This window comes from Rhodoferax sp. UBA5149 (assembly GCF_002413825.1).
GTDB lineage: Bacteria > Pseudomonadota > Gammaproteobacteria > Burkholderiales > Burkholderiaceae_C > Rhodoferax.
In genome coordinates this window covers 1-20,285 of the sequence record NZ_DHXT01000062.1, presented here as the reverse complement: position 1 = coordinate 20,285, position 20,285 = coordinate 1, and the positions used below count along the sequence as shown (strand labels likewise).

20 protein-coding genes and 1 tRNA gene are annotated in these 20,285 nt (G+C 56.8%); all 21 read right to left on the bottom strand.

Annotated elements, in window-relative coordinates:
• Nucleotides 1–50: 50 nt before the first annotated feature.
• The gene (gene nuoN, locus B3V69_RS05010) at nucleotides 51–1,538 is read right to left on the bottom strand and encodes an NADH-quinone oxidoreductase subunit NuoN (protein WP_296444370.1); all 1,488 of its coding nucleotides are present in this window, start codon (nucleotides 1,536–1,538) and stop codon (nucleotides 51–53) included.
• A 38-nt stretch (nucleotides 1,539–1,576) separates the two neighbouring features.
• Nucleotides 1,577–3,052, bottom strand: coding sequence for an NADH-quinone oxidoreductase subunit M (locus B3V69_RS05005; RefSeq protein ID WP_296444368.1), 1,476 nt, complete (start codon nucleotides 3,050–3,052; stop codon nucleotides 1,577–1,579).
• Between the two features lie 13 nt (nucleotides 3,053–3,065).
• Nucleotides 3,066–5,081 carry an NADH-quinone oxidoreductase subunit L gene (gene nuoL, locus B3V69_RS05000; protein WP_296444365.1) on the bottom strand — a complete coding sequence of 672 codons (2,016 nt, stop codon included), beginning with the start codon at nucleotides 5,079–5,081 and terminating at the stop codon, nucleotides 3,066–3,068.
• A gap of 4 nt (nucleotides 5,082–5,085) precedes the next feature.
• Nucleotides 5,086–5,394, bottom strand: coding sequence for an NADH-quinone oxidoreductase subunit NuoK (nuoK, locus tag B3V69_RS04995; protein WP_296444363.1), 309 nt, complete (start codon nucleotides 5,392–5,394; stop codon nucleotides 5,086–5,088).
• Nucleotides 5,391–6,065, bottom strand: coding sequence for an NADH-quinone oxidoreductase subunit J (locus B3V69_RS04990; RefSeq protein WP_296444361.1), 675 nt, complete (start codon nucleotides 6,063–6,065; stop codon nucleotides 5,391–5,393). The genes nuoK and B3V69_RS04990 overlap by 4 nt, the downstream gene beginning before the upstream one ends.
• A 26-nt stretch (nucleotides 6,066–6,091) precedes the next feature.
• Nucleotides 6,092–6,613: an NADH-quinone oxidoreductase subunit NuoI gene (gene nuoI / locus B3V69_RS04985; protein WP_296444359.1), complete on the bottom strand. Its 522-nt coding sequence runs from the start codon at nucleotides 6,611–6,613 to the stop codon at nucleotides 6,092–6,094.
• A 12-nt stretch (nucleotides 6,614–6,625) separates the two neighbouring features.
• A complete protein-coding gene (gene nuoH / locus B3V69_RS04980) occupies nucleotides 6,626–7,708 on the bottom strand; it encodes an NADH-quinone oxidoreductase subunit NuoH (RefSeq protein WP_296444357.1) in 1,083 nt (360 codons plus the stop codon).
• Nucleotides 7,705–9,840: an NADH-quinone oxidoreductase subunit NuoG gene (gene nuoG, locus B3V69_RS04975; protein ID WP_296444355.1), complete on the bottom strand. Its 2,136-nt coding sequence runs from the start codon at nucleotides 9,838–9,840 to the stop codon at nucleotides 7,705–7,707. Before nuoG ends, nuoH begins: the two co-directional genes overlap by 4 nt.
• 12 nt (nucleotides 9,841–9,852) lie before the next feature.
• A complete protein-coding gene (gene nuoF / locus B3V69_RS04970; RefSeq protein ID WP_296444353.1) occupies nucleotides 9,853–11,229 on the bottom strand; it encodes an NADH-quinone oxidoreductase subunit NuoF in 1,377 nt (458 codons plus the stop codon).
• Complete coding sequence (nuoE, locus tag B3V69_RS04965) at nucleotides 11,229–11,741, bottom strand: NADH-quinone oxidoreductase subunit NuoE (protein WP_296444351.1); 513 nt, start codon at nucleotides 11,739–11,741, stop codon at nucleotides 11,229–11,231. Before nuoE ends, nuoF begins: the two co-directional genes overlap by 1 nt.
• Nucleotides 11,738–12,991 (bottom strand): NADH-quinone oxidoreductase subunit D, encoded by a 1,254-nt coding sequence (locus B3V69_RS04960; protein ID WP_296444350.1) that lies wholly within the window; start codon nucleotides 12,989–12,991, stop codon nucleotides 11,738–11,740. The genes nuoE and B3V69_RS04960 overlap by 4 nt, the downstream gene beginning before the upstream one ends.
• A 12-nt stretch (nucleotides 12,992–13,003) precedes the next feature.
• Nucleotides 13,004–13,612 (bottom strand): NADH-quinone oxidoreductase subunit C, encoded by a 609-nt coding sequence (locus tag B3V69_RS04955; RefSeq protein ID WP_296444348.1) that lies wholly within the window; start codon nucleotides 13,610–13,612, stop codon nucleotides 13,004–13,006.
• A gap of 10 nt (nucleotides 13,613–13,622) precedes the next feature.
• Nucleotides 13,623–14,102 carry a NuoB/complex I 20 kDa subunit family protein gene (locus B3V69_RS04950; RefSeq protein ID WP_296444346.1) on the bottom strand — a complete coding sequence of 160 codons (480 nt, stop codon included), beginning with the start codon at nucleotides 14,100–14,102 and terminating at the stop codon, nucleotides 13,623–13,625.
• A 4-nt stretch (nucleotides 14,103–14,106) separates the two neighbouring features.
• Nucleotides 14,107–14,466 (bottom strand): NADH-quinone oxidoreductase subunit A, encoded by a 360-nt coding sequence (locus B3V69_RS04945; protein ID WP_296444344.1) that lies wholly within the window; start codon nucleotides 14,464–14,466, stop codon nucleotides 14,107–14,109.
• 60 nt (nucleotides 14,467–14,526) lie between these two features.
• Nucleotides 14,527–14,611 (bottom strand) — tRNA-Leu (locus tag B3V69_RS04940).
• 116 nt (nucleotides 14,612–14,727) lie between these two features.
• Nucleotides 14,728–15,081, bottom strand: a complete 354-nt coding sequence (gene secG / locus B3V69_RS04935) for a preprotein translocase subunit SecG (protein WP_296444342.1) — start codon at nucleotides 15,079–15,081, stop codon at nucleotides 14,728–14,730.
• Between the two features lie 37 nt (nucleotides 15,082–15,118).
• A complete protein-coding gene (gene tpiA / locus B3V69_RS04930) occupies nucleotides 15,119–15,874 on the bottom strand; it encodes a triose-phosphate isomerase (RefSeq protein WP_296444340.1) in 756 nt (251 codons plus the stop codon).
• A complete protein-coding gene (locus B3V69_RS04925; protein ID WP_296444337.1) occupies nucleotides 15,859–16,854 on the bottom strand; it encodes an NAD(P)H-quinone oxidoreductase in 996 nt (331 codons plus the stop codon). Before B3V69_RS04925 ends, tpiA begins: the two co-directional genes overlap by 16 nt.
• A gap of 45 nt (nucleotides 16,855–16,899) precedes the next feature.
• The gene (pnp, locus tag B3V69_RS04920; RefSeq protein WP_296444335.1) at nucleotides 16,900–19,023 is read right to left on the bottom strand and encodes a polyribonucleotide nucleotidyltransferase; all 2,124 of its coding nucleotides are present in this window, start codon (nucleotides 19,021–19,023) and stop codon (nucleotides 16,900–16,902) included.
• A 202-nt stretch (nucleotides 19,024–19,225) separates the two neighbouring features.
• Nucleotides 19,226–19,492, bottom strand: a complete 267-nt coding sequence (rpsO, locus tag B3V69_RS04915; protein ID WP_296444333.1) for a 30S ribosomal protein S15 — start codon at nucleotides 19,490–19,492, stop codon at nucleotides 19,226–19,228.
• A 121-nt stretch (nucleotides 19,493–19,613) separates the two neighbouring features.
• Nucleotides 19,614–20,285, bottom strand: a 672-nt coding sequence (locus B3V69_RS04910) for an aminotransferase class I/II-fold pyridoxal phosphate-dependent enzyme (protein ID WP_296444332.1), incomplete at its 5' end; no start/stop codon positions are given.

Below are 20,285 nucleotides of genomic sequence, written 5' to 3'. Positions count from 1 at the left end.
AACTAGCCACCGTGCTTGAGCAGCGAGGCAGACAAACCCCGCCAAAGCGATCAGGTACCCAGCATTTGCACGACCGCATTGGCGCACAAAGCCATCAGGCCACCGGGCACCAGGCCCAGAATCAGCACCAGCGCGCCGTTGATCGACAGCACAGCACGAACGTCCAACGGTGCAGACACCGTGCTGGCCGTGATCGGTTGATCAAAGTACATCACTTTGACGACTCGCAGGTAATAAAAGGCACCGATCAATGACATCATCACGGCGAACACGGCCAGACCGATATGGATGGTCTGACCAGATGCGATCAGTGCCTGCAAGACCGCGAGCTTGGCGTAAAAGCCAACCATGGGTGGAATGCCTGCCAGTGAGAAAAGACAGATGGCCATCACGGCTGCGTACAGTGGGCTGCGTTCGTTCAGACCGGCGAAATCAGATATCTCTTCACTCTCAAAACCGTCACGGGCGAGCAAGAGGATGACGCCAAAACTTGCCAGCGTGGTCAACACATACGTGATGACATAAAACATGGATGAGCTGTAGGCATTGGCAGCATAGTGGATGTGGCCATTGACCACGCCCGACATCAGGCCAAGCAATACAAAACCCATCTGGGAAATGGTCGAAAACGCCAGCATGCGTTTGAGATTGGTCTGCGCGATAGCCGCCAGATTACCAATCAGCAAGGAACCGATCGACAGCACCATCAACATCTGCTGCCAGTCGATGGCCAGCGGCAACATGCCTTCCACCAGCAGGCGAATGACGATGGCGAACGCCGCCAGCTTGGGCGCACCACCAATGAGCAGCGTCACGGCCGTGGGTGCCCCCTGGTAAACGTCAGGGATCCACATGTGAAATGGCACCACACCAAGTTTGAAAGCGAGTCCGGCCACCACAAACACCAAGCCGAACACCAGGACTTGATGTTTGATCTGTCCTGAATTAATGGCTTTGAAAACAGCATTCACATCCAGCGAGCCGGTGGCACCGTACATCATCGACAGTCCGTACAGAAGGAAACCCGAGGCCATTGCACCCAGCACGAAATATTTCATCGCCGCTTCGGTAGCCGTTACATTGTCGCGCCGCAAGGCCACCAGAGCGTAGCTGGACAGCGTGAGCAATTCAAGCCCCATATAGATCACAAGGAAATTGTTCCCTGAGATCATGACAAACATGCCCAGCAGCGCAAACATGCTCAAGGAGAACATCTCGCCACCGCGCAACATGTCACGGTCCGCCGCGTAGGGGCGACCGTACACCAGGGTGACCATCACCGCGATGGTGGCAAAGCACTTGAGCCAGTTTCCCATCTGGTCACTGACCACCATGTTCCCAAAACCGTACACCGTTGCGCCGCCACTGGCGTAGCTAGCCTGCAATGCGGCCACGACTGCCAATGTCAGCAGGGTCAGCAAATAGGTCGTTGTACGGCGTGGGCTCTTCACACCTAGATCGACCAGCGCAATCACGCAGGCCATGACGAGCAGGATGATTTCGGGGTAAACCGAGATCCAACTGAGTTTATCGATCATGTTCCATCTCTTAATTCAATTTGGTCAATTCAGACTGATCAATTCAGCTTGGACAGCGCAACGTGCTTGAGCAACTCCGCCACGGAGGTGTCCATCACGTCGGTAAACGGTTTCGGATAAATACCCATGTACAACACCGCGATGGCCAGCAAGGCCAGCATCAGGAACTCACGGCTGTTGATGTCGATCAGCGTCTTGACGTGATGATTCGCAACCGGGCCCAGGTAGACGCGTTTGAACATCCACAAGGTATAGGCCGCACCAAAAATCAAGGCACTGGCAGCACCAAAACCAAGCCAGAAATTGGCCTTGACGGCACCCAGAATCACCATCCACTCGCCCACAAAACCCGCGGTACCCGGCAAACCGCAATTGGCCATGGCAAACATCAGGGCAAACGCCGTGAATTTAGGCATGGTGTTGACCACGCCACCGTAACTGGCGATTTCACGTGAATGAACACGGTCATACAACACACCAATAGACAGGAACATGGCGGCTGACACGAAGCCGTGCGCGATCATCTGTACCAGGCCACCCGACACGCCCAGGTCATTGAAGATGAAGAAGCCAAGGGTGACAAAACCCATGTGAGCAACCGACGAATACGCGACCAGCTTTTTCATATCCTTTTGCACCATCGCCACCAAACCGACGTAGATGACCGCAATCAGGGACAAAGCAATCATCAACCAGGCCCACTCCCGTGCCGCATCCGGTGCAATAGGCAGGGAAAAACGCAGAAAACCATAGGCGCCGAGCTTGAGCATGATGGCGGCCAGCACAGCCGAACCACCGGTCGGGGCCTCAACGTGCACATCAGGCAGCCAGGTATGTACCGGCCACATGGGAACCTTCACCGCGAAGGCCGCCAGGAATGCAAAAAACAACAATGTCTGCGTCGTGCCGCCCAGCGGAAGCTGGTGCCACAGCGCCACGTCGAAACTGCCACCCGACTTGGTGTACAGAAAGATCAGCGCAATCAGCAGCAACAGTGAGCCGAGCAAGGTGTACAGGAAGAACTTGAATGCTGCGTAGATTTTGTTCGGCCCGCCCCAGATACCAATGATCAGGTACATCGGAATCAGTGTCGCCTCAAAAAACACATAAAACAGCATGCCATCGAGCGCACAGAAGACGCCGATCATCAAACCGCTCAAAATAAGGAAAGCCCCCATGTACTGGTTGACGCGCCGGGTAATGGCTTCCCAACCGGCGATCACCACCACCACGTTGATGAAGGCCGTCAGCAGCACAAACCAGAGTGAAATACCATCCACGCCGAGGTGGTAATTGACATTGAAGCGCTCGATCCACGGTGCATTCTCGACAAACTGCATGGCAGCGGTACCGAGCTTGAACCCGTCATACAACGGCAAAGTGACAGCGAAGCTGGCAATGGCGCCGATCAAGGCAACCCAGCGCACGGTACGCGCCTGATCGTCTCGACCGAGTGCCAGCAGCACGACACCGAAAACGATCGGTGTCCAAATAGCCAGGCTCAACAAACCCATTTTTTAAATTCTCCTACTTGAGCCAGACGAAATACGTCATCAGCACAAAAACACCCATGATCATGGCGAACGCGTAGTGGTACAGATAACCCGTCTGCACCCGGCGAACCACGCTGGATACCCAGCCGACCACTTTCCAGGAACCATTGACCAGCGCACCGTCAATCAGGGCCTCATCGCCCCACTTCCACAAGCCGGTGCCCAAGGCCCTGGCCCCACGGGCGAGAACATTTTCGTTGAACCAGTCGAAGTAGTACTTGTTCTCCAGCAGCGTGTAGATAGGCTGGACACGGGTCTTGATGGCCGATGGCAACGCCGGATTGACCATGTACATGTAGTAGGCGCTAGCCACGCCCGCCAACGCGAGCCAGAACGGCAGCGTTGTCAACGCATGCCATGCCATTTGCACCGGGCCATGAAACGCCTTGGCCAGTTCTTCCAGGGCAGCGTGTTTTTCGCTGTCGATGAAGATAGCACCCTTGAAAAACTCGCCAAACAGCATGGGTTGAATGGTCATGAAGCCAATCACGACCGAAGGGATCGCCAGCAGGATCAAAGGCACGGTCACGACCCAGGGTGACTCATGCGGTTCGTGCTGCTCATTGTGGTGGCCATGGTGATCGCCGTGGTGAGCGTCTGGATTTTGGTCGAAACGCTCCTTGCCATGGAACACCAGGAAATACAGGCGAAAGGAATAAAACGCCGTCACAAACACACCGGCCAAGACCGCAAACGATGCAAATCCAGCAGCCGGGAGATGGCTTTCGAGCACCGCTTCAATAATGCTGTCCTTGGAATAAAACCCTGCGAAAAAAGGCGTTCCAATGAGGGCAAGCGAGCCTAGCAGCATGGTGATCCACGTGATCGGCATGTACTTGCGAAGACCGCCCATCCAGCGAATGTCCTGGTTGTGATGCACGCCCATGATGACCGAGCCGGCCGCAAGGAACAGCAAGGCCTTGAAGAACGCATGTGTCATGAGGTGGAAAACCGCCACGGAATAGGCCGAAGCACCGAGCGCCACCGTCATGTAGCCGAGCTGGGACAGCGTGGAATAGGCCACGATGCGTTTGATGTCGTTCTGGATGATGCCCAAAAAGCCCATGAACAAGGCCGTGATGGCACCGATCACCATAACGAAGTTAAGGGCCGTCTCGCTGAGCTCAAACAGAGGCGACATGCGCGCCACCATGAAAATCCCGGCGGTCACCATGGTGGCCGCGTGGATCAAAGCGGAGATGGGCGTAGGGCCTTCCATGGAATCCGGCAACCAGACGTGTAGCGGAAATTGCGCCGATTTACCCATGGCACCAATAAACAAACAGATGCAGATGACCGTGATCAGCATCCAGTCGGTACCCGGGAAACTGAGCTTCGCCAAATCAGCGGCCTTGGCGAAAGCTTCGGCGTAATTGAGCGTGCCAGTGAAAGCAACAATCAGTCCGATTCCAAGAATGAAGCCAAAGTCCCCCACCCGATTGACCAGAAAAGCTTTCATGTTGGCGAAAATGGCGCTCGGCTTGTTGAACCAGAAGCCGATCAACAAATACGACACCAGACCCACCGCCTCCCAGCCAAAGAACAGCTGCAGCATGTTGTTGCTCATCACCAGCATCAACATGGAGAACGTGAAGAGCGAGATGTAGGCAAAGAAACGGTTGTAGCCTTCGTCTTCTTCCATGTAGCCAATGGTGTAAATGTGAACCATCAAGGACACAAAACTCACCACGCACATCATCATCGCGGTCAGGCCATCAATGAGGAAGCCAATCTCCATTTTGAGCCCACCAACCACCATCCAGGTATAGAGGGTCTCATTGAAGCGGGCGCCATCAAGCGCTACGCTCTTGAGCGTCATGGCAGACAGAATGAACGACAGCAGCACACCCAGGATGGTGAGCGAATGCGACATCCGGCGACCGATCCAGTTGCCACCAAATTTGGTACCAAGAATACCGGCCAGAACGGCCGCCGCCAGTGGCGCCATGGGCACCAGAAGTAGCGTTGAAGCAGACAGGGTTTGACTCATCTTATTAACCCTTGAGCGTATTGAGTTCGTCTACATTGATGCTGGATTTGTTACGGAACAGCAGCACCAGGAGAGCCAGACCGATTGCCGATTCGGCGGCCGCGACGGTCAGAATGAAAAACACGAATATCTGACCGTGCATGTCGCCCAGATAGTAGGAAAAGGCCACGAAATTCGTATTCACGGCCAACAGCATCAGCTCGATGGCCATCAGTAAAACAATCAAGTTTTTCCGGTTGAGAAAAATACCGATCACCGACAGCGCAAACAGCATGGCGCCGAGCGCAAGAAAATGTCCAAGAGTCAAGGTCATGCTTTTTTCTCCGCAGTCGCGTTGTTTTTCCCAATCTCTGCGGCCGCATCTTCAATTGGCGCCACTTGGGTAGCAGGCATCTTGAGCACAATCATGCGATCTTTTGACTTCACCCGAACCTGGTCGTACGGGCTCACATACTTGCTGTCCTTGCGTTGGCGCAGCGTCAATGCGATAGCGGCGATCATGGCGACCAGCAAAATCGCCGCAGCAATTTCAAGGGGATAGAGGTACTGGGTATACAAAAGCTTGCCCAGCTCGCGACTATTCGATAGTTGCCCGGTCACTTGACCCAAAACGGCACTTGAACGCAGTTCTTCGTTGACCCGAAACCCGCCCATCAATACAGCAGCCATCTCCAGCGCGATGAGCACACCCACCACCGCGGCGAGCGGAAAATGCTTCCAAAACCCCGGGCGGACACTGTCGACGTTGACGTCCAGCATCATCACGACGAACAGGAACAACACCATCACCGCCCCCACATAAACCAGCACCAGTGTGATGGAGAGGAACTCTGCCTTGAGCAGCATCCAGATCATGGCGGCCTGGAAGAATGAAAGCACGAGAAACAGCACGGCGTGAACCGGGTTGCGGGCCGTAATCACCCGAAACGCGGCGAACAGCAGCACCGCCGAAAAGGCGTAGAACAGACCAGTTTTGACATCCATAGGTGTAATTTCTTTCTTGCGGCTAGTCAGCGGTACTTGGCGTCAGCGGCCTTGCTGGCTGCGATTTCTTTTTCATAACGATCGCCAACGGCCAGCAGCATTTCTTTAGTGAAGTAGAGATCGCCGCGTTTTTCACCGTGGTACTCAAGAATATGGGTTTCAACAATCGAATCCACCGGACAGCTCTCCTCACAGAAACCGCAGAAGATGCATTTGGTCAGGTCAATGTCATAGCGGCTGGTGCGACGCGAACCATCGGCCCGCACTTCGGACTCAATCGTGATGGCCATGGCAGGGCATACCGCTTCGCACAGCTTGCAGGCGATGCAGCGTTCCTCACCGTTCTCGTAGCGGCGCAAAGCATGCAGGCCTCGAAATCTTGGCGACAGAGGTGTTTTTTCTTCCGGGAACTGAATCGTCACCGCGCGGCGGAAAGCATAGCGGCCAGTCAGCGCAAGTCCCTTGAGTAACTCCAGCAACATGAAACTGGAGAGAAAATCCTTGAGGGAAAAAGCGGACGGCTTAAGGGTCGAAGTAGTGGTGGACATGATGAACTCCTGTTACTTCCAGATATTGAAGGAGGTTTGCATCCACCCGCCCACGACCACCAGCCATACCAGGGTCACCGGTATGAAAACCTTCCAGCCCAAACGCATGATCTGGTCATAGCGGAAACGTGGAAAAGTTGCACGAACCCAGATAAACAGGCTGACCACAACACAGGTCTTGATCCCGAGCCAGATCCAACCCGGAACCCAGTTGAACAGGGCACTGTCAATCGGCGACAGCCATCCACCGAGGAACATGATGGTTGCCAAAATGGACACCATCCACATGTTCGCGTATTCGGCCAGATAGAACATGGCGTACGACATGCCTGAATACTCAACCATGTGCCCCGCCACAATTTCAGCTTCACCTTCCACCACGTCAAACGGGTGACGATTGGTTTCAGCGAGGCCTGAAATAATGTAGACCACAAAAATTGGCAGCAGCGGCAACCAATTCCATGACAGGAAGCTCAGCCCCATGTGCGCGAAATAGCCCTTGCCCTGTCCGGAGACGATGTCAGTCAGGTTCATGCTGGCCGATACCATGAGCACGATCACCAGACAGAAACCCATGGCGATTTCATAGCTCACCATCTGCGCCGACGCACGCATAGCGCCCAGAAAGGAATACTTGGAATTCGATGCCCAGCCAGAAATCACCACGCCATAGACCTCCATGGAGGTGATCGCCATCACAAACAACAGACCGGCATTGATATTGGCCAACGCAGCATCCGGGCCAAAAGGAATCACTGCCCAAGCCGCCATGGCCGGCATGATGGTCAAGACTGGTCCAATGAAGAACAGTTCCTTGCTGGCAGCCGTCGGCATCAATATCTCTTTGCCCATCAGTTTCAAGGCGTCGGCAATCGGCTGCAGTATGCCCCAGGGTCCAACCCGATTGGGGCCTAAGCGAACCTGCATCCAGCCCAAAAATTTTCGCTCCCACAGAGTGAGGTAGGCGACCGCACCCATCAAGGGCAATACCACCACCACAATCTTGATCAGAGCCCAGAGCACCGGCCAGCCAACAGCAACCCACCAGGGTGCGTCCGTCAGGCCCTGACCAAAGGCAAAAATGGCGTCAATCATGCTGCCACCTCCTGCGCCAGTTCGGTACCTTTGGCGTCTGCCGTGAGCTGCAGGCTTGCAGCGCGGCGAACCGTACCATCCAAGGCATAAATACGGGCTACCACCGGCGCGACCGTCGCCGGGGTGAGATCAATTGCGACACGCGTCATATTGTTCAGCATCTCGGCGGTCAAATGTGTCTCGCCCACTGGCGGCAAACCACACACCTGGTTGAGCACCTCCTCCGAGGAGTTGAAATCAAAACCCGGCACACCCAACAAGTTAGCCAACACGCGCAAAACCTTCCACGCGGGGCGGGTTTCACCCAGGGGTTTGACCACGGCATGAAAACTTTGCACCCGTCCCTCGGCATTGACGAAAGTGCCAGACGTTTCTGTGAATGGTGCAATGGGCAGCAACACATCACTAAACGCCATATTTGATTTAAACGGGCTGAGCGTCACCACCATCTCGGCTTGCGACAGACCGGTCGGGGCCGACGCACCCGCGGCCGAATCAAATTCGGGCTCGTTATTCATCAGCAGGATCGCTTTGAGACCACCGTCGAGCATCTGACCTGCGTTCAAACCACCCTGCCCTGGTAGCGCACCAGCAAGCTGTGCACCCACGGTGTTGGCAGCTTCCGTGAGATAGCCCACCGTCGCACCCGTTTGTTCACCGATCCAGTTGGCGAGTGCCAGCAGGCTTGAGGCTTTGGCATGGTGTGCCGCCGCATTGCCCAGCAATATGGCCTTGCGCTCACCGCTCAGCAAAGACTTGGCGATGGCTTTGGCCGTCTCACTGGCGGTACCCGCCACCAGTGGCGCAACACCTTTGTCGGCCGCCACCGCAGCGGCAACGTCGGCCAGGGCCTGCACCCAGGTACTGCTGGCGCACAGCATGGCATTGGAAACAGGCAGAGCCCAGTCTTCTGCGACAGCATAAATAGCATTCACCGTACATCCCTTGCGGGCTGCCTGCCGAATTCTCTGCGCAAACAGGGGATGATCCTTGCGCAGGCTGGAACCGACCACCAACACACGCTGGAGTTCGGCCAAGGACGCAATGGAGGTCCCCAGATAGCGCACACCTTCGCTTGCCATGAATTCGGCATTGCGCAATCGGTAATCAACGTTCTGACTGCCCAGTCCGCGCATCAAGGCGCCGGCGAGACTCAACTCCTCAAGCGTGCTGTGCGGACTGACTAGCGCCCCCATACTCGCGGCACCGTGCTCAGACTTGATTTGCTTCAAACCATTGGCGACGTACTCCAGTGCGGTCTGCCAATCGACCGACTTCCACACTCCGCCCTGCTTGAGCATGGGGGTGGTCAGACGTTCATCGCCGTTCAAGGCCTCGTAGGAGAAACGGTCGCGGTCGGCAATCCAGCACTCGTTGACCGCTTCGTTCTCGAGCGGCACCACGCGCATGACCTTGTTATTCTTGACTTGCACGATCAGATTGGCGCCGGTCGAGTCGTGCGGGCTGATGGACTTGCGGCGCGACAATTCCCACGTCCGTGCGCTGTAGCGAAACGGCTTGCTGGTCAAGGCACCAACCGGGCAGATGTCGATCATGTTGCCCGAGAGCTCCGAGTCAACCGTGTGGCCGACAAAGGTTTCGATCTCGGCGTGCTCGCCGCGATGCGACATGCCCAACTCCATCACACCGGCCACTTCCTGACCAAAACGAACGCAACGGGTGCAGTGAATGCAGCGACTCATTTCCTGCATCGAAATCAGGGGGCCAACATCTTTGACGGCCACAACCCGTTTTTCTTCCTCGTAGCGGGAAGCGGAAGCGCCGTAACCCACGGCCAGATCCTGCAACTGACACTCGCCACCCTGGTCACAAATAGGGCAATCCAGCGGATGATTGATCAGCAGGAATTCCATGACTGACTTTTGCGCTTTGATTGCCTTGTCGCTCTTGGTGCGGACAATCATGCCCTGTGTCACAGGCGTAGCACAAGCTGGCATGGGTTTGGGCATTTTTTCCACGTCCACCAAGCACATACGGCAGCTGGCCGCGATGCTGAGCTTCTTGTGATAGCAAAAATGCGGAATGTAGGTGCCGGCCTTGTCGGCGGCATGCATGATCATGCTGCCTTCAACAATGTCTACCTTCTTGCCGTCGAGTTCAATTTCAATCATCTTGGGACTCGCTCAGACGTGGGCTGGGACCATGCAGGTCTTGTGCTCTACGTGATATTCAAATTCATGACGGAAATGCTTGAGCATGGCCCGCACCGGCATAGCCGCCGCATCGCCCAAGGCACAAATGGTTCGACCCTGAATGTCTTCAGCGATCGAATTCAACAAGTCCATGTCGGTGGGCCGACCCTGACCATTTTCAATACGGTCCACCACGCGCGACAGCCAGCCGGTTCCTTCGCGGCATGGTGTGCACTGGCCACACGATTCGTGCATGTAAAAGTAGCTCAAGCGTTGCAGGCTTTTGACCATGCAACGGCTGTCGTCAAGAACAATCACCGCGCCCGAGCCCAGCATCGACCCCGCTTTGGCGATGGAGTCGTAGTCCATCGTGCAGTCCATCATGATGCTGGCCGGCAAAATAGGTGACGACGAGCCGCCAGGAATCACGGCTTTGAGCTGGCGACCACTGCGCACACCGCCCGCGATTTCAAGCAATTTGGAGAACGGTGTGCCCATCGGGACTTCGTAGTTGCCCGGCAGCTCCACGTCGCCACTGACGGAGTAGATTTTGGTGCCGCCATTGTTCGGCTTGCCGCACTCCAGATAGGCCTGCCCGCCGTTGCGGATAATCCACGGCACGGCGGCAAAGGTTTCCGTGTTGTTGATGGTCGTCGGTTTTCCGTACAGACCAAAACTTGCCGGGAACGGTGGTTTGAATCGGGGTTGGCCCTTCTTGCCTTCGAGGGACTCCAGCAACGCCGTTTCTTCGCCGCAAATATACGCACCAAATCCATGTGCAGCATGCAACTGGAAAGTGAAACTGCTACCCAGAATGTTGTTGCCCAACAGACCGGCGGCACGAGCCTCTTCCAGAGCCTCTTCAAAGCGATCGTAGCTCGTGAAGATCTCGCCATGAATGTAGTTGTAGCCCACGGTGATGCCCATGGCATACGCGGCGATGATCATGCCCTCAATGACGATGTGGGGGTTGAACTGCAGGATGTCGCGGTCTTTGCAGGTGCCCGGCTCACCCTCATCGGAGTTGCACACCAGGTACTTCTGGCCCGGAAACTGGCGTGGCATGAAGCTCCACTTGAGTCCGGTCGGAAAACCTGCGCCGCCACGACCCCGCAAGGAGGATTCTTTGACGGTTGCTGTCACCTGCTCTGGCGTCAAACCCACAACACCGGTGTCGCCTGCTGCGCCAGCACCATCTAATCCAAGAATTTTGCGCAAGGCCTGGTAACCACCGCGCGCTTCATAGTCCTTCAAGCGCCAATTGGTGCCGTTCAACCCAGCGTAAATTTGCGGATTGATATGCCGATCATGAAAGCAGGTCTGCACACCTGTGGCTTGAAACTGGGCGAGAATTTTTTCGGCCGTCATCATGTGCTCCCCGCAGCGCGCAGGCCGTCCACCAACTGGTCGAGCTTGTCGTTGCTCATGAAACTGCACATCGTCCGGTCGTTGACCAGCAATACCGGCGAGTCTGCACAAGCGCCAAGGCATTCGCACTGTTGCAAAGTGAACATGCCGTCCGGGGTTGTCTCACCCATGCCGACACCCAGCTTGTGCTCCAGATGTTCGAGGGCCTTGCCGCCGTCACGCAATTGGCAGGGCAAATTGGTGCACACGTTGAGCTTGTACTTGCCAACGGGCTGCTGGTTGTACATGTTGTAAAACGTGGTGACCTCGTGAACCGCTATCGGTGCCATACCCAGATAATCGGCCACGAGCTTTTCACTCTCGGCGCTCACGTAACCAGCTTCCTGCTGGACAATGGTCAGGCATGCCATCACTGCAGACTGCTTTTGATCCGCAGGGTATTTGGCGACTTCCTTGGCAAAACGTGCCTTGGTCGCATCGGAAATCGCTTGGGAAGTAGCTACGGCGCTCATCGGTCAATCTCTCCAAACACAATATCCATAGACCCGATCACGGCCACTGCGTCCGCAATCATGTGACCGCCTGCCAGCTCATTCAGACTGGCCAAATGGGCAAAACCAGCCGAGCGGATCTTCATGCGGTAAGGCTTGTTGGCGCCATCGCTCACCAGATAGATGCCAAACTCCCCCTTGGGGTGTTCCACACCGGCGTAGGCCTCGCCTTCAGGCACGTGAAAGCCTTCTGAGAACAGCTTGAAATGATGGATCAGCTCTTCCATGTTGGATTTCATGGATTCACGATCGGGCGCCGCCACTTTGTGGTTATCCGTGATCACCGGGCCGGGATTGACGCGCAACCAGTCCACGCACTGCTTGATGATGCGATTGGACTGCTTCATCTCTTCCATGCGAACCAGATAACGGTCGTAACAATCGCCGGTGACGCCGACAGGAATATCGAAATCCAGGCGATCGTACACATCGTAGGGTTGCTTCTTGCGTATATCCCACGCCAAGCCAGATGCACGCAACATGGGACCGGTAAAGCCCAGGTTCAGAGCCCGCTCGGGCGTCGCCACCCCAATACCTACCGTGCGCTGCTTCCATATCCGGTTTTCCGTGAGGAGCGTGTGGTACTCCCCCAGAAGGGCCGGGAAACGTTGCGTAAAATCTTCGATGAAGTCCAGCAGCGAACCCTTGCGGTTGCTATTGAGCTGCGCAATACCCTTGGCGTTGCGAACCTTGTTGGCTTTGTACTGAGGCATGGTATCGGGCAGATCCCGGTACACCCCACCCGGACGAAAGTACGCCGCATGCATGCGGGCGCCGCTGACCGCCTCGTACATATCAAACAGATCTTCGCGCTCGCGAAATGTGTAGATCAGAATGGTCGAGCTGCCGCAATCGTTGCCGTAGGTACCTACCTGCAACAGATGATTGAGCAGACGCGTGATCTCGGCAAACATCACACGGATGTACTGGGCACGCACGGGCACTTCAATGCCCATCAGCTTCTCGATGGCCAGGCAGTAAGCATGCTCGCTGCACATCATCGATACGTAATCAAGCCGATCCATGTAGGGCAAGGACTGAATGAAAGTCTTGCTCTCAGCCAGCTTTTCCGTCGCCCGATGCAACAAGCCGATATGCGGGTCAGCGCGTTGCACCACCTCGCCATCAAGCTCCAGCACCAGGCGCAAAACACCGTGCGTCGCCGGATGTTGCGGCCCGAAGTTAAGTGTGTAGTTTTTTATTTCAGCCATAACACAAACCGCCTAGTGCAGGCCTCCATAGTTTTCTTCACGAATGATGCGCGGTGTGATTTCGCGCGGCTCAATCGTGACGGGCTGGTAAACGACCCGCTTGCTCTCTGCGTCATAGCGCATTTCTACATGGCCGCTTAAAGGGAAATCCTTGCGGAACGGGTGACCAATGAAGCCGTAATCGGTCAAAATGCGGCGCAAGTCGCTGTGACCCTCAAACACAATGCCGAACAGGTCAAACGCCTCGCGCTCGAACCAGTTGGCGGAATTCCAGATGTCATTGACCGAGGCCACCAAGGGAAGATCATCATCCGGCGCAAACACTTTCAGACGCAGACGCTGATTCAATTTGACGGACAGCAAGTGCGACACCACGCAATAGCGCAGCCCCTCAAGGCTCCCATGTTTGTACTCGGAATAATCCACACCGCACAAATCGATCAACTGCTCAAAGCAGCAATCTGGCGCATCTCGCAAAATTTTGGCAGCAGCCAGATAATCGGCAGCACCCACCACCACGGTCACCTCACCCAATGCAACAACGATATGCTTGACTTTTTCGCCAAGTGCGGCAGCAACGGTATTTTTCAGAGCCTCGGGGTTTACAGCAAAAACAGTCATTACCAGTCCTTCAAGCACGCGCAATCGTTTGCGTGCGACGAATCTTTTGCTGCAACTGCATGACGCCGTAGATCAGGGCTTCTGCGGTCGGCGGGCAACCAGGCACATACACATCCACCGGCACAATCCGGTCGCATCCACGCACCACCGAATAACTGTAGTGGTAATAGCCGCCGCCATTGGCGCAAGAACCCATGCTGATAACCCAGCGCGGCTCGGACATCTGGTCATAGACTTTGCGCAACGCAGGCGCCATCTTGTTGCACAGCGTGCCGGCGACGATCATCAGGTCGGACTGACGCGGACTGGCACGAAACACCTCGGCACCAAAGCGACTGATGTCATAACGGGCGGCTGCGGCATGCATCATTTCAACGGCACAACAAGCCAGGCCGAACGTCATGGGCCAGACGGAGCCGGTCTTGGCCCAATTCATCACCGAGTCGTAACTGGTGGTGACAAAGCCTTCTTTTAATACGCCTTCGATCATCGCATTACTCCCAGTCAAGGGCCCCTTTTTTCCACATGTAGATAAAGCCGATGACAAGAATGCCAACAAACTCCATCACCGAATAGAAACCAAGCAGACCGATATCTTTAAGAGAGACCGCCCACGGAAACAGAAACGCAATTTCGAGGTCGAACAGGATGAACAGAATCGCCACCAGGTAGTAGCGCACATCGAACTTCATCCGGGCATCTTCGAAAGCTTCGAAGCCACACTCGTAAGGGGAATTTTTTGCGGGATAGGGCCGATTGGGCCCTAAGATATAACCGATCACCTGAGGAACAATGCCGACCAGGATGCCGACCAAGATGAACAAGAGGACTGGTAGGTACTGATCAAGGCTCATCTTGTGATTGTGATCGAAGTATTCGCTTGACGGATTGACCTATGTCAAGCGATATTTACTTGGTGCCGTCGGCGAGACTCGAACTCGCACAGCTTTCGCCACTACCCCCTCAAGATAGCGTGTCTACCAATTTCACCACGACGGCGGCTTTCAAGTGTCTGAATTGCATGAGGTACCTTGCGGATTTTGCTTTCCAGACTGACTAAGAGTTTACCCTGAAATTACCCGGTTTTCCGAAGGAGGCGGGCAATTTCGAGGCAATTATTTGGAAGGGATTTGCGCCGCACCGGACGCTGGCATTGAGGGCACAATAGCCGCTGGAACGGGCGCCGTGACAGCTGCACCTTCAAGCACGCTGCCCGAGCTGGCCGCCGGGCGCGCCGTACCAAAATAAGCGAGCAACAGCGTGCAAACAAAGAACAGCGTGGCCAGCACGGCGGTGGTGCGTGACAAAAAATTTGCACTGCCGCTGGCGCCAAACAGACTGCCTGAACCACCGCTGCCGAAAGCAGCCCCCATATCAGCACCCTTACCGTGTTGCACCAAGATCAGACCGACCATGGTCACCGCCGCAATCATCTGGACCGCGAGCAGGATGGTGAGAAAAACATTCATTGATTACTCCTAAATATGTAGCAGCCAACGCCCTGAATCAGAGGGCGGCAGCAATAATTGATAAAAAGTCCGGGGCTTTGAGCGATGCGCCGCCCACCAGGCCGCCATCGATGTCGGGCTGCGCCAGCAACTGCGCCGCATTGGCCGCATTCATGCTGCCGCCGTACAGAATAGGGATGCGATCCGCGTGCTCCGAGGCCGCTTGCAACTGTGCCCGCAACACCGCGTGCACCTGCTGTGCCTGCTCGGTGCTGGCGGTCTTGCCGGTACCGATGGCCCACACCGGTTCGTACGCCACCACAATCTCGCTGATGCAGTGGCCGTTGGCATGGATTACCGCTGCGAGTTGGCGCTTGACGACTTCTTCGGTCTTGCCGGCTTCACGCTCGGCCAACGTCTCGCCGACACACACAATGGGCGTGATGCCGCAGGCCAGCGCGCGCTGGGTTTTGGCCGCGACCAGGGCATCGGTCTCGAAGTGATATTGGCGACGCTCGGAGTGGCCAACAATGCAATAACACACGCCAAACTCCTTGAGCATGGCGCCAGAAATTTCACCCGTAAAAGCGCCCGCCTCATGCGGGGACAGGTCCTGCGCGCCCAGATCAAGGGCGCTACCGGCCACCAAGGTCTGGCATTGGGCCAAGTAGGCCGATGGCACACACAGTGCCACTTGGCAGGCGGGCGTTCCCAGGCCGGCCAGAAGACCTTTGACCAGGGACGCATTGGCAGCCAGACTGCCATTCATTTTCCAATTGCCAGCAATCAGCTTTTTTTTCACGCCACACCCCATGTCAAAACTATCTTGCCGACGTGTTGATTGGACTCCATCAGCGCGTGCGCCTTGGCCGCATCCGCTGCCGCAAAGGTACTGTGGATCACGGGCTTGATGCTGCCACCTTCAATCAGCGGCCAAACATTTTTCAGACAGGCCTGCGCAATCGCCTCCTTGAAGGCAATCGACCGCGGCCGCAAGGTCGACCCCGTCACCGTGAGCCGCCGAACCAGCAGCAGTCCCGCGTTGATTTCACTCTTGATGCCGCCCTGTACCGCGATGATGACCAGTCGGCCATCTTCACTCAAACACTCAATCTCTTTGGCTACATAGCTGCCTGCCACCATGTCAAGGATGACGTTCACGCCCTTGCCGCCCGTCAGACGCTTGACCTCATCCTGGAAGTCGTGCGTCTTGTAGTTGATCGCATGGTCGGCGCCCAAGGCCAGGCAAGCGGCACATTTTTCATCGCTGCCCGCCGTCACGATCACCTGCGACCCCATGGCCTTGGCCAGCTGGATGGCGGTCACGCCAATGCCGCTGGAGCCGCCCTGAATCAACAAGGTTTCGCCTTTTTGCAGGCGCACCCGGTCAAACACATTGCTCCAGACCGTGAAAAAGGTCTCGGGCAGGGATGCCGCTTCCACGTCGCTCAAGCCTTTGGGCACGGGCAAGCATTGCCCCACCGGCGCCACGCAAAATTCGGCGTAGCCGCCACCGGCGACCAGCGCACAAACACGGTCGCCTATTCTGAAGCCCGCCCGCGCCAGCGTCTGCGCATCGCCCTGCTCGATCACACCCGCCACTTCGAGCCCCGGAATATCCGAGGCACCCGGCGGCACCGGATAGTTGCCCGTGCGTTGCAGGACATCAGGCCGGTTCACACCGCTGGCCGACACGCGAATGAGCAACTCGCCGACGCCCGGCACGGGTACAGGTCGCGCCCCCAGTCGTAAAACTTCGGGCCCACCAAAAGAGGTTATTTCGATAGCTTTCATGGTCATTTCAGGCGATAGCCCCCGTGCAATTTACGTAAGACACTATCAAGCGTGGTGGTCGGAACCGTTCTGGGCCGGGCGGTCCAGCAAAGCCTTCATGGACAGCTTGATGCGGCCTTTTTCGTCCGTTTCCATGACCTTGACCTTGATGATCTGGCCTTCAGTCAAGTAGTCCGAGACCTTCTCGACACGCTCGTGTGCGATCTGGCTGATGTGCAGCAGGCCGTCTTTGCCGGGCAGCAGGTTGACCAAGGCGCCGAAGTCCAGAATCTTGGTGATCGGGCCTTCGTAGACCTTGCCGATTTCGACTTCAGCGGTGATCTGCTGGATGCGGCGTTTGGCTTCTTCGGCCTTGGCTGGATCAGCGGACGCGATGGTGATGGTGCCGTCTTCGTCGATGTTGATCTGGGTGCCGGTTTCTTCGGTCAGCGCACGGATCACGGAGCCGCCCTTGCCGATCACATCACGGATTTTCTCGGGGTTGATCTTCATGGTGAACAGGCGCGGCGCGAAGGTCGACACTTCGGTCTTGGCTTCAGCCATGGCTTCTTGCATTTTGCCCAGAATGTGCATGCGCGCTTCCTTGGCCTGCGCCAGCGCCACTTGCATGATTTCCTTGGTAATGCCCTGGATCTTGATGTCCATCTGCAGCGCGGTGATGCCGTTGGTGGTACCCGCGACCTTGAAGTCCATGTCGCCCAGATGATCTTCGTCACCCAGGATGTCGGTCAGCACGGCGAAACGGTTTTCTTCCTTGATCAGACCCATGGCGATGCCAGCCACGTGGGCTTTCATGGGCACGCCGGCGTCCATCAGCGACAGGCAGCCGCCGCAGACCGAGGCCATCGACGAGGAACCATTGGACTCGGTGATTTCAGAGACCACGCGCATGGTGTAAGGGAATTCTTCCTTGCTCGGCAGCACCGCCATCAAGGCACGCTTGGCCAGACGGCCGTGGCCGATTTCGCGGCGCTTGGGCGTACCGACGCGACCGGTCTCGCCGGTGGCGAACGGAGGCATGTTGTAGTGCATCAAGAAACGGTCTTCGTATTCACCCGCCAGTGCATCAATGCGCTGCGCATCGCGTTCGGTGCCCAGCGTCGTGACCACCAAAGCCTGGGTTTCGCCACGCGTGAACAGGGCGGATCCGTGGGTACGGGGCAGCACGCTGTTGCGGATTTCGATGGCGCGCACGGTGCGCGTATCGCGACCGTCAATGCGCGGCTCGCCGGCCAGAATCTGGCTGCGAACAATCTTGGCCTCAATGTCGAACAGCATGCCTTCAACGGCAACGCCGTCAAACGCGACACCATCGAGCTTCAGGTCGGCCATCACGACCGCGTAGGCTTCGCGGCAGGCGCGGGTACGGGCCTGCTTGTTGCGAATCTGGTAAGCCGCCTCGAGTTTTTGGGTAGCCAGTGCGCCGACCTTGGCGATCAGTGGTTCGTTCTTGGCCGGTGCTTTCCAGTCCCACACCGGCTTGCCGGCGTCACGCACCAGCTCGTGAATCGCGTTGATGGCGATATTGCCTTGCTCATGGCCGAACACCACAGCGCCGAGCATGATTTCTTCGCTCAGTTGCTTGGCTTCAGACTCGACCATCAAGACGGCGGCTTCGGTACCGGCCACCACCAGATCCATGACGGAATCTTTGCGGGCGGTTTGACCCGGGTTCAGCACGTATTCGCCGTTGACGTAGCCCACGCGCGCCGCGCCGATCGGGCCGCTGAACGGGATGCCACTGACGGACAAAGCAGCGCTGACCGCGATCAGGGCGGCAATATCAGCATCGACTTCAGGATTCAAGGACAGGGTGTGAACCACCACATGCACTTCGTTGAAGAAGCCTTCCGGGAACAGCGGGCGGATCGGGCGGTCGATCAGGCGGCTGGTCAGTGTTTCAAACTCGCTGGGGCGGCCTTCGCGCTTGAAGAAGCTGCCGGGGATCTTGCCTGCGGCGTAGGTCTTTTCAAGGTAGTCGACCGTCAGGGGGAAAAAGTCCTGACCGGCCTTGCCTTCGGTCTTGGCAACGACGGTGGCCAGCACCACGGTGCCGTCCATGTCCAGCAGCACGGCGCCGGTGGACTGACGGGCGATTTCGCCGGTTTCCATGGTGACGGTGTTCTGACCCCATTGGAAGGTCTTGGTGACTTTGTTGAATATGCTCATTTTTTATCTCCTGGTCAATTTGGGAAGTGCAGGCCACCTCGCCCGAGCCCGGATTCAGCCTCACAGAACACGATGCCATTCCAGGGAAATTCGAGTTGAACTCATCTGGAATGACACAGCTTCGCTCCGCTATTGCCTTCTCCGAAGTAAAAAACGCCTGAGCTAGTAACCTAACTCAGGCGTTCATCATTCGTTTGATCGATTACTTGCGCAGACCCAACTTGGTGATCAGCGCGGTGTAACGTTCAGCGTTTTTGGACTTCAAGTAGTCCAGCAGTTTGCGGCGACGGCTCACCATGCGCAACAGACCACGGCGACCGTGATGGTCTTTGGCGTGGGTCTTGAAGTGGGGGGTGAGTTCGTTGATACGAGCGGTCAACAGTGCAACTTGCACTTCAGGGCTGCCGGTGTCACCAACTTGGCGTGCGTTGTCTTTGACGACAGCGGCTTTGATACTGGATGCGATCATGTCATTTTCCTGTTTGTGTGAAACTTGCGTCAGGCGCTGGAACTGCCCCTGACGTGCGCTATTGCGGTGTGCAAAGCCTTGCGATTATAGCCCGGAAGCGGGATCGCACCGCTCATAAACGCTAGGCCAGTGATTGCGCCTGCTTTTCAAGCCAGTGTTGGAGTCGATCCACACCCTGCACCAGCCGCTGCGGGTCCTTGGAGGCAAAGCACCAGCGCAGCCAGCCGCGCGCCTCGGGCGCGAACGCGTCGCCCGGCGCCAAGCCCACGCCGGCCTCCACAACCAGCCGTTTGGCCGTGGTGAGTGAATCGTCAAAACCCGCCAGCCGGAAAAAGGCATACATACCGCCGCGTGTCGGCGCCACCTGCAGCCCCGGAACCGCCTGCAACAGGGGAATCAGCGTGTCCCGGCAGGCCTTTAGATGGGCCACAACCTGGGGCGTCACTTCATCCGTGCGCTGCAAAGCCACCACACCCGCCCGCTGCGTGAACACACTGGCGCACGAGGTGTTGAACTCAATCAGCTTGCCCATGTGGTGCGTCATGGTTGGCGGCATCACCAGCCAGCCCAGGCGCCAGCCGGTCATGAGAAAGCTTTTGGAAAAGCTGTGCACCACGACCAGGCGATCCTCGGGCATGGCCACATCGAGAAAACTGGGGGCGCAGCCGTTCCAATTTTCGACTCTCCCCGGGCTCTGCCCGGCCCCCTGAGGGGGCGCTCCCGGCTTGAGGCGGCTCGGCGCCGGGGCCTCGTAGTAAAGCCGCTCGTACACCTCGTCGGCCAGTATCCAGGT

What these genes read in the sequence shown, in the direction of transcription:
- rpsO (WP_296444333.1), bottom strand. Translation starts at nt 19,492, where the DNA reads ATGATCGCATCCAGTATCAAAGCCGCTGTCGTCAAAGACAACGCACGC.
- B3V69_RS04950 (WP_296444346.1), bottom strand. Translation starts at nt 14,102, where the DNA reads ATGATCGAAGGCGTATTAAAAGAAGGCTTTGTCACCACCAGTTACGAC.
- B3V69_RS04955 (WP_296444348.1), bottom strand. Translation starts at nt 13,612, where the DNA reads ATGACTGTTTTTGCTGTAAACCCCGAGGCTCTGAAAAATACCGTTGCT.
- nuoK (WP_296444363.1), bottom strand. Translation starts at nt 5,394, where the DNA reads ATGACCTTGACTCTTGGACATTTTCTTGCGCTCGGCGCCATGCTGTTT.
- B3V69_RS04960 (WP_296444350.1), bottom strand. Translation starts at nt 12,991, where the DNA reads ATGGCTGAAATAAAAAACTACACACTTAACTTCGGGCCGCAACATCCG.
- nuoF (WP_296444353.1), bottom strand. Translation starts at nt 11,229, where the DNA reads ATGACGGCCGAAAAAATTCTCGCCCAGTTTCAAGCCACAGGTGTGCAG.
- nuoN (WP_296444370.1), bottom strand. Translation starts at nt 1,538, where the DNA reads ATGATCGATAAACTCAGTTGGATCTCGGTTTACCCCGAAATCATCCTG.
- nuoI (WP_296444359.1), bottom strand. Translation starts at nt 6,613, where the DNA reads ATGTCCACCACTACTTCGACCCTTAAGCCGTCCGCTTTTTCCCTCAAG.
- pnp (WP_296444335.1), bottom strand. Translation starts at nt 19,023, where the DNA reads ATGAGCATATTCAACAAAGTCACCAAGACCTTCCAATGGGGTCAGAAC.
- B3V69_RS04945 (WP_296444344.1), bottom strand. Translation starts at nt 14,466, where the DNA reads ATGAGCCTTGATCAGTACCTACCAGTCCTCTTGTTCATCTTGGTCGGC.
- nuoL (WP_296444365.1), bottom strand. Translation starts at nt 5,081, where the DNA reads ATGAGTCAAACCCTGTCTGCTTCAACGCTACTTCTGGTGCCCATGGCG.
- B3V69_RS05005 (WP_296444368.1), bottom strand. Translation starts at nt 3,052, where the DNA reads ATGGGTTTGTTGAGCCTGGCTATTTGGACACCGATCGTTTTCGGTGTC.
- nuoE (WP_296444351.1), bottom strand. Translation starts at nt 11,741, where the DNA reads ATGAGCGCCGTAGCTACTTCCCAAGCGATTTCCGATGCGACCAAGGCA.
- B3V69_RS04925 (WP_296444337.1), bottom strand. Translation starts at nt 16,854, where the DNA reads ATGAAAGCTATCGAAATAACCTCTTTTGGTGGGCCCGAAGTTTTACGA.
- nuoG (WP_296444355.1), bottom strand. Translation starts at nt 9,840, where the DNA reads ATGATTGAAATTGAACTCGACGGCAAGAAGGTAGACATTGTTGAAGGC.
- nuoH (WP_296444357.1), bottom strand. Translation starts at nt 7,708, where the DNA reads ATGATTGACGCCATTTTTGCCTTTGGTCAGGGCCTGACGGACGCACCC.
- tpiA (WP_296444340.1), bottom strand. Translation starts at nt 15,874, where the DNA reads ATGGGGTGTGGCGTGAAAAAAAAGCTGATTGCTGGCAATTGGAAAATG.
- secG (WP_296444342.1), bottom strand. Translation starts at nt 15,081, where the DNA reads ATGAATGTTTTTCTCACCATCCTGCTCGCGGTCCAGATGATTGCGGCG.
- B3V69_RS04990 (WP_296444361.1), bottom strand. Translation starts at nt 6,065, where the DNA reads ATGGATGTCAAAACTGGTCTGTTCTACGCCTTTTCGGCGGTGCTGCTG.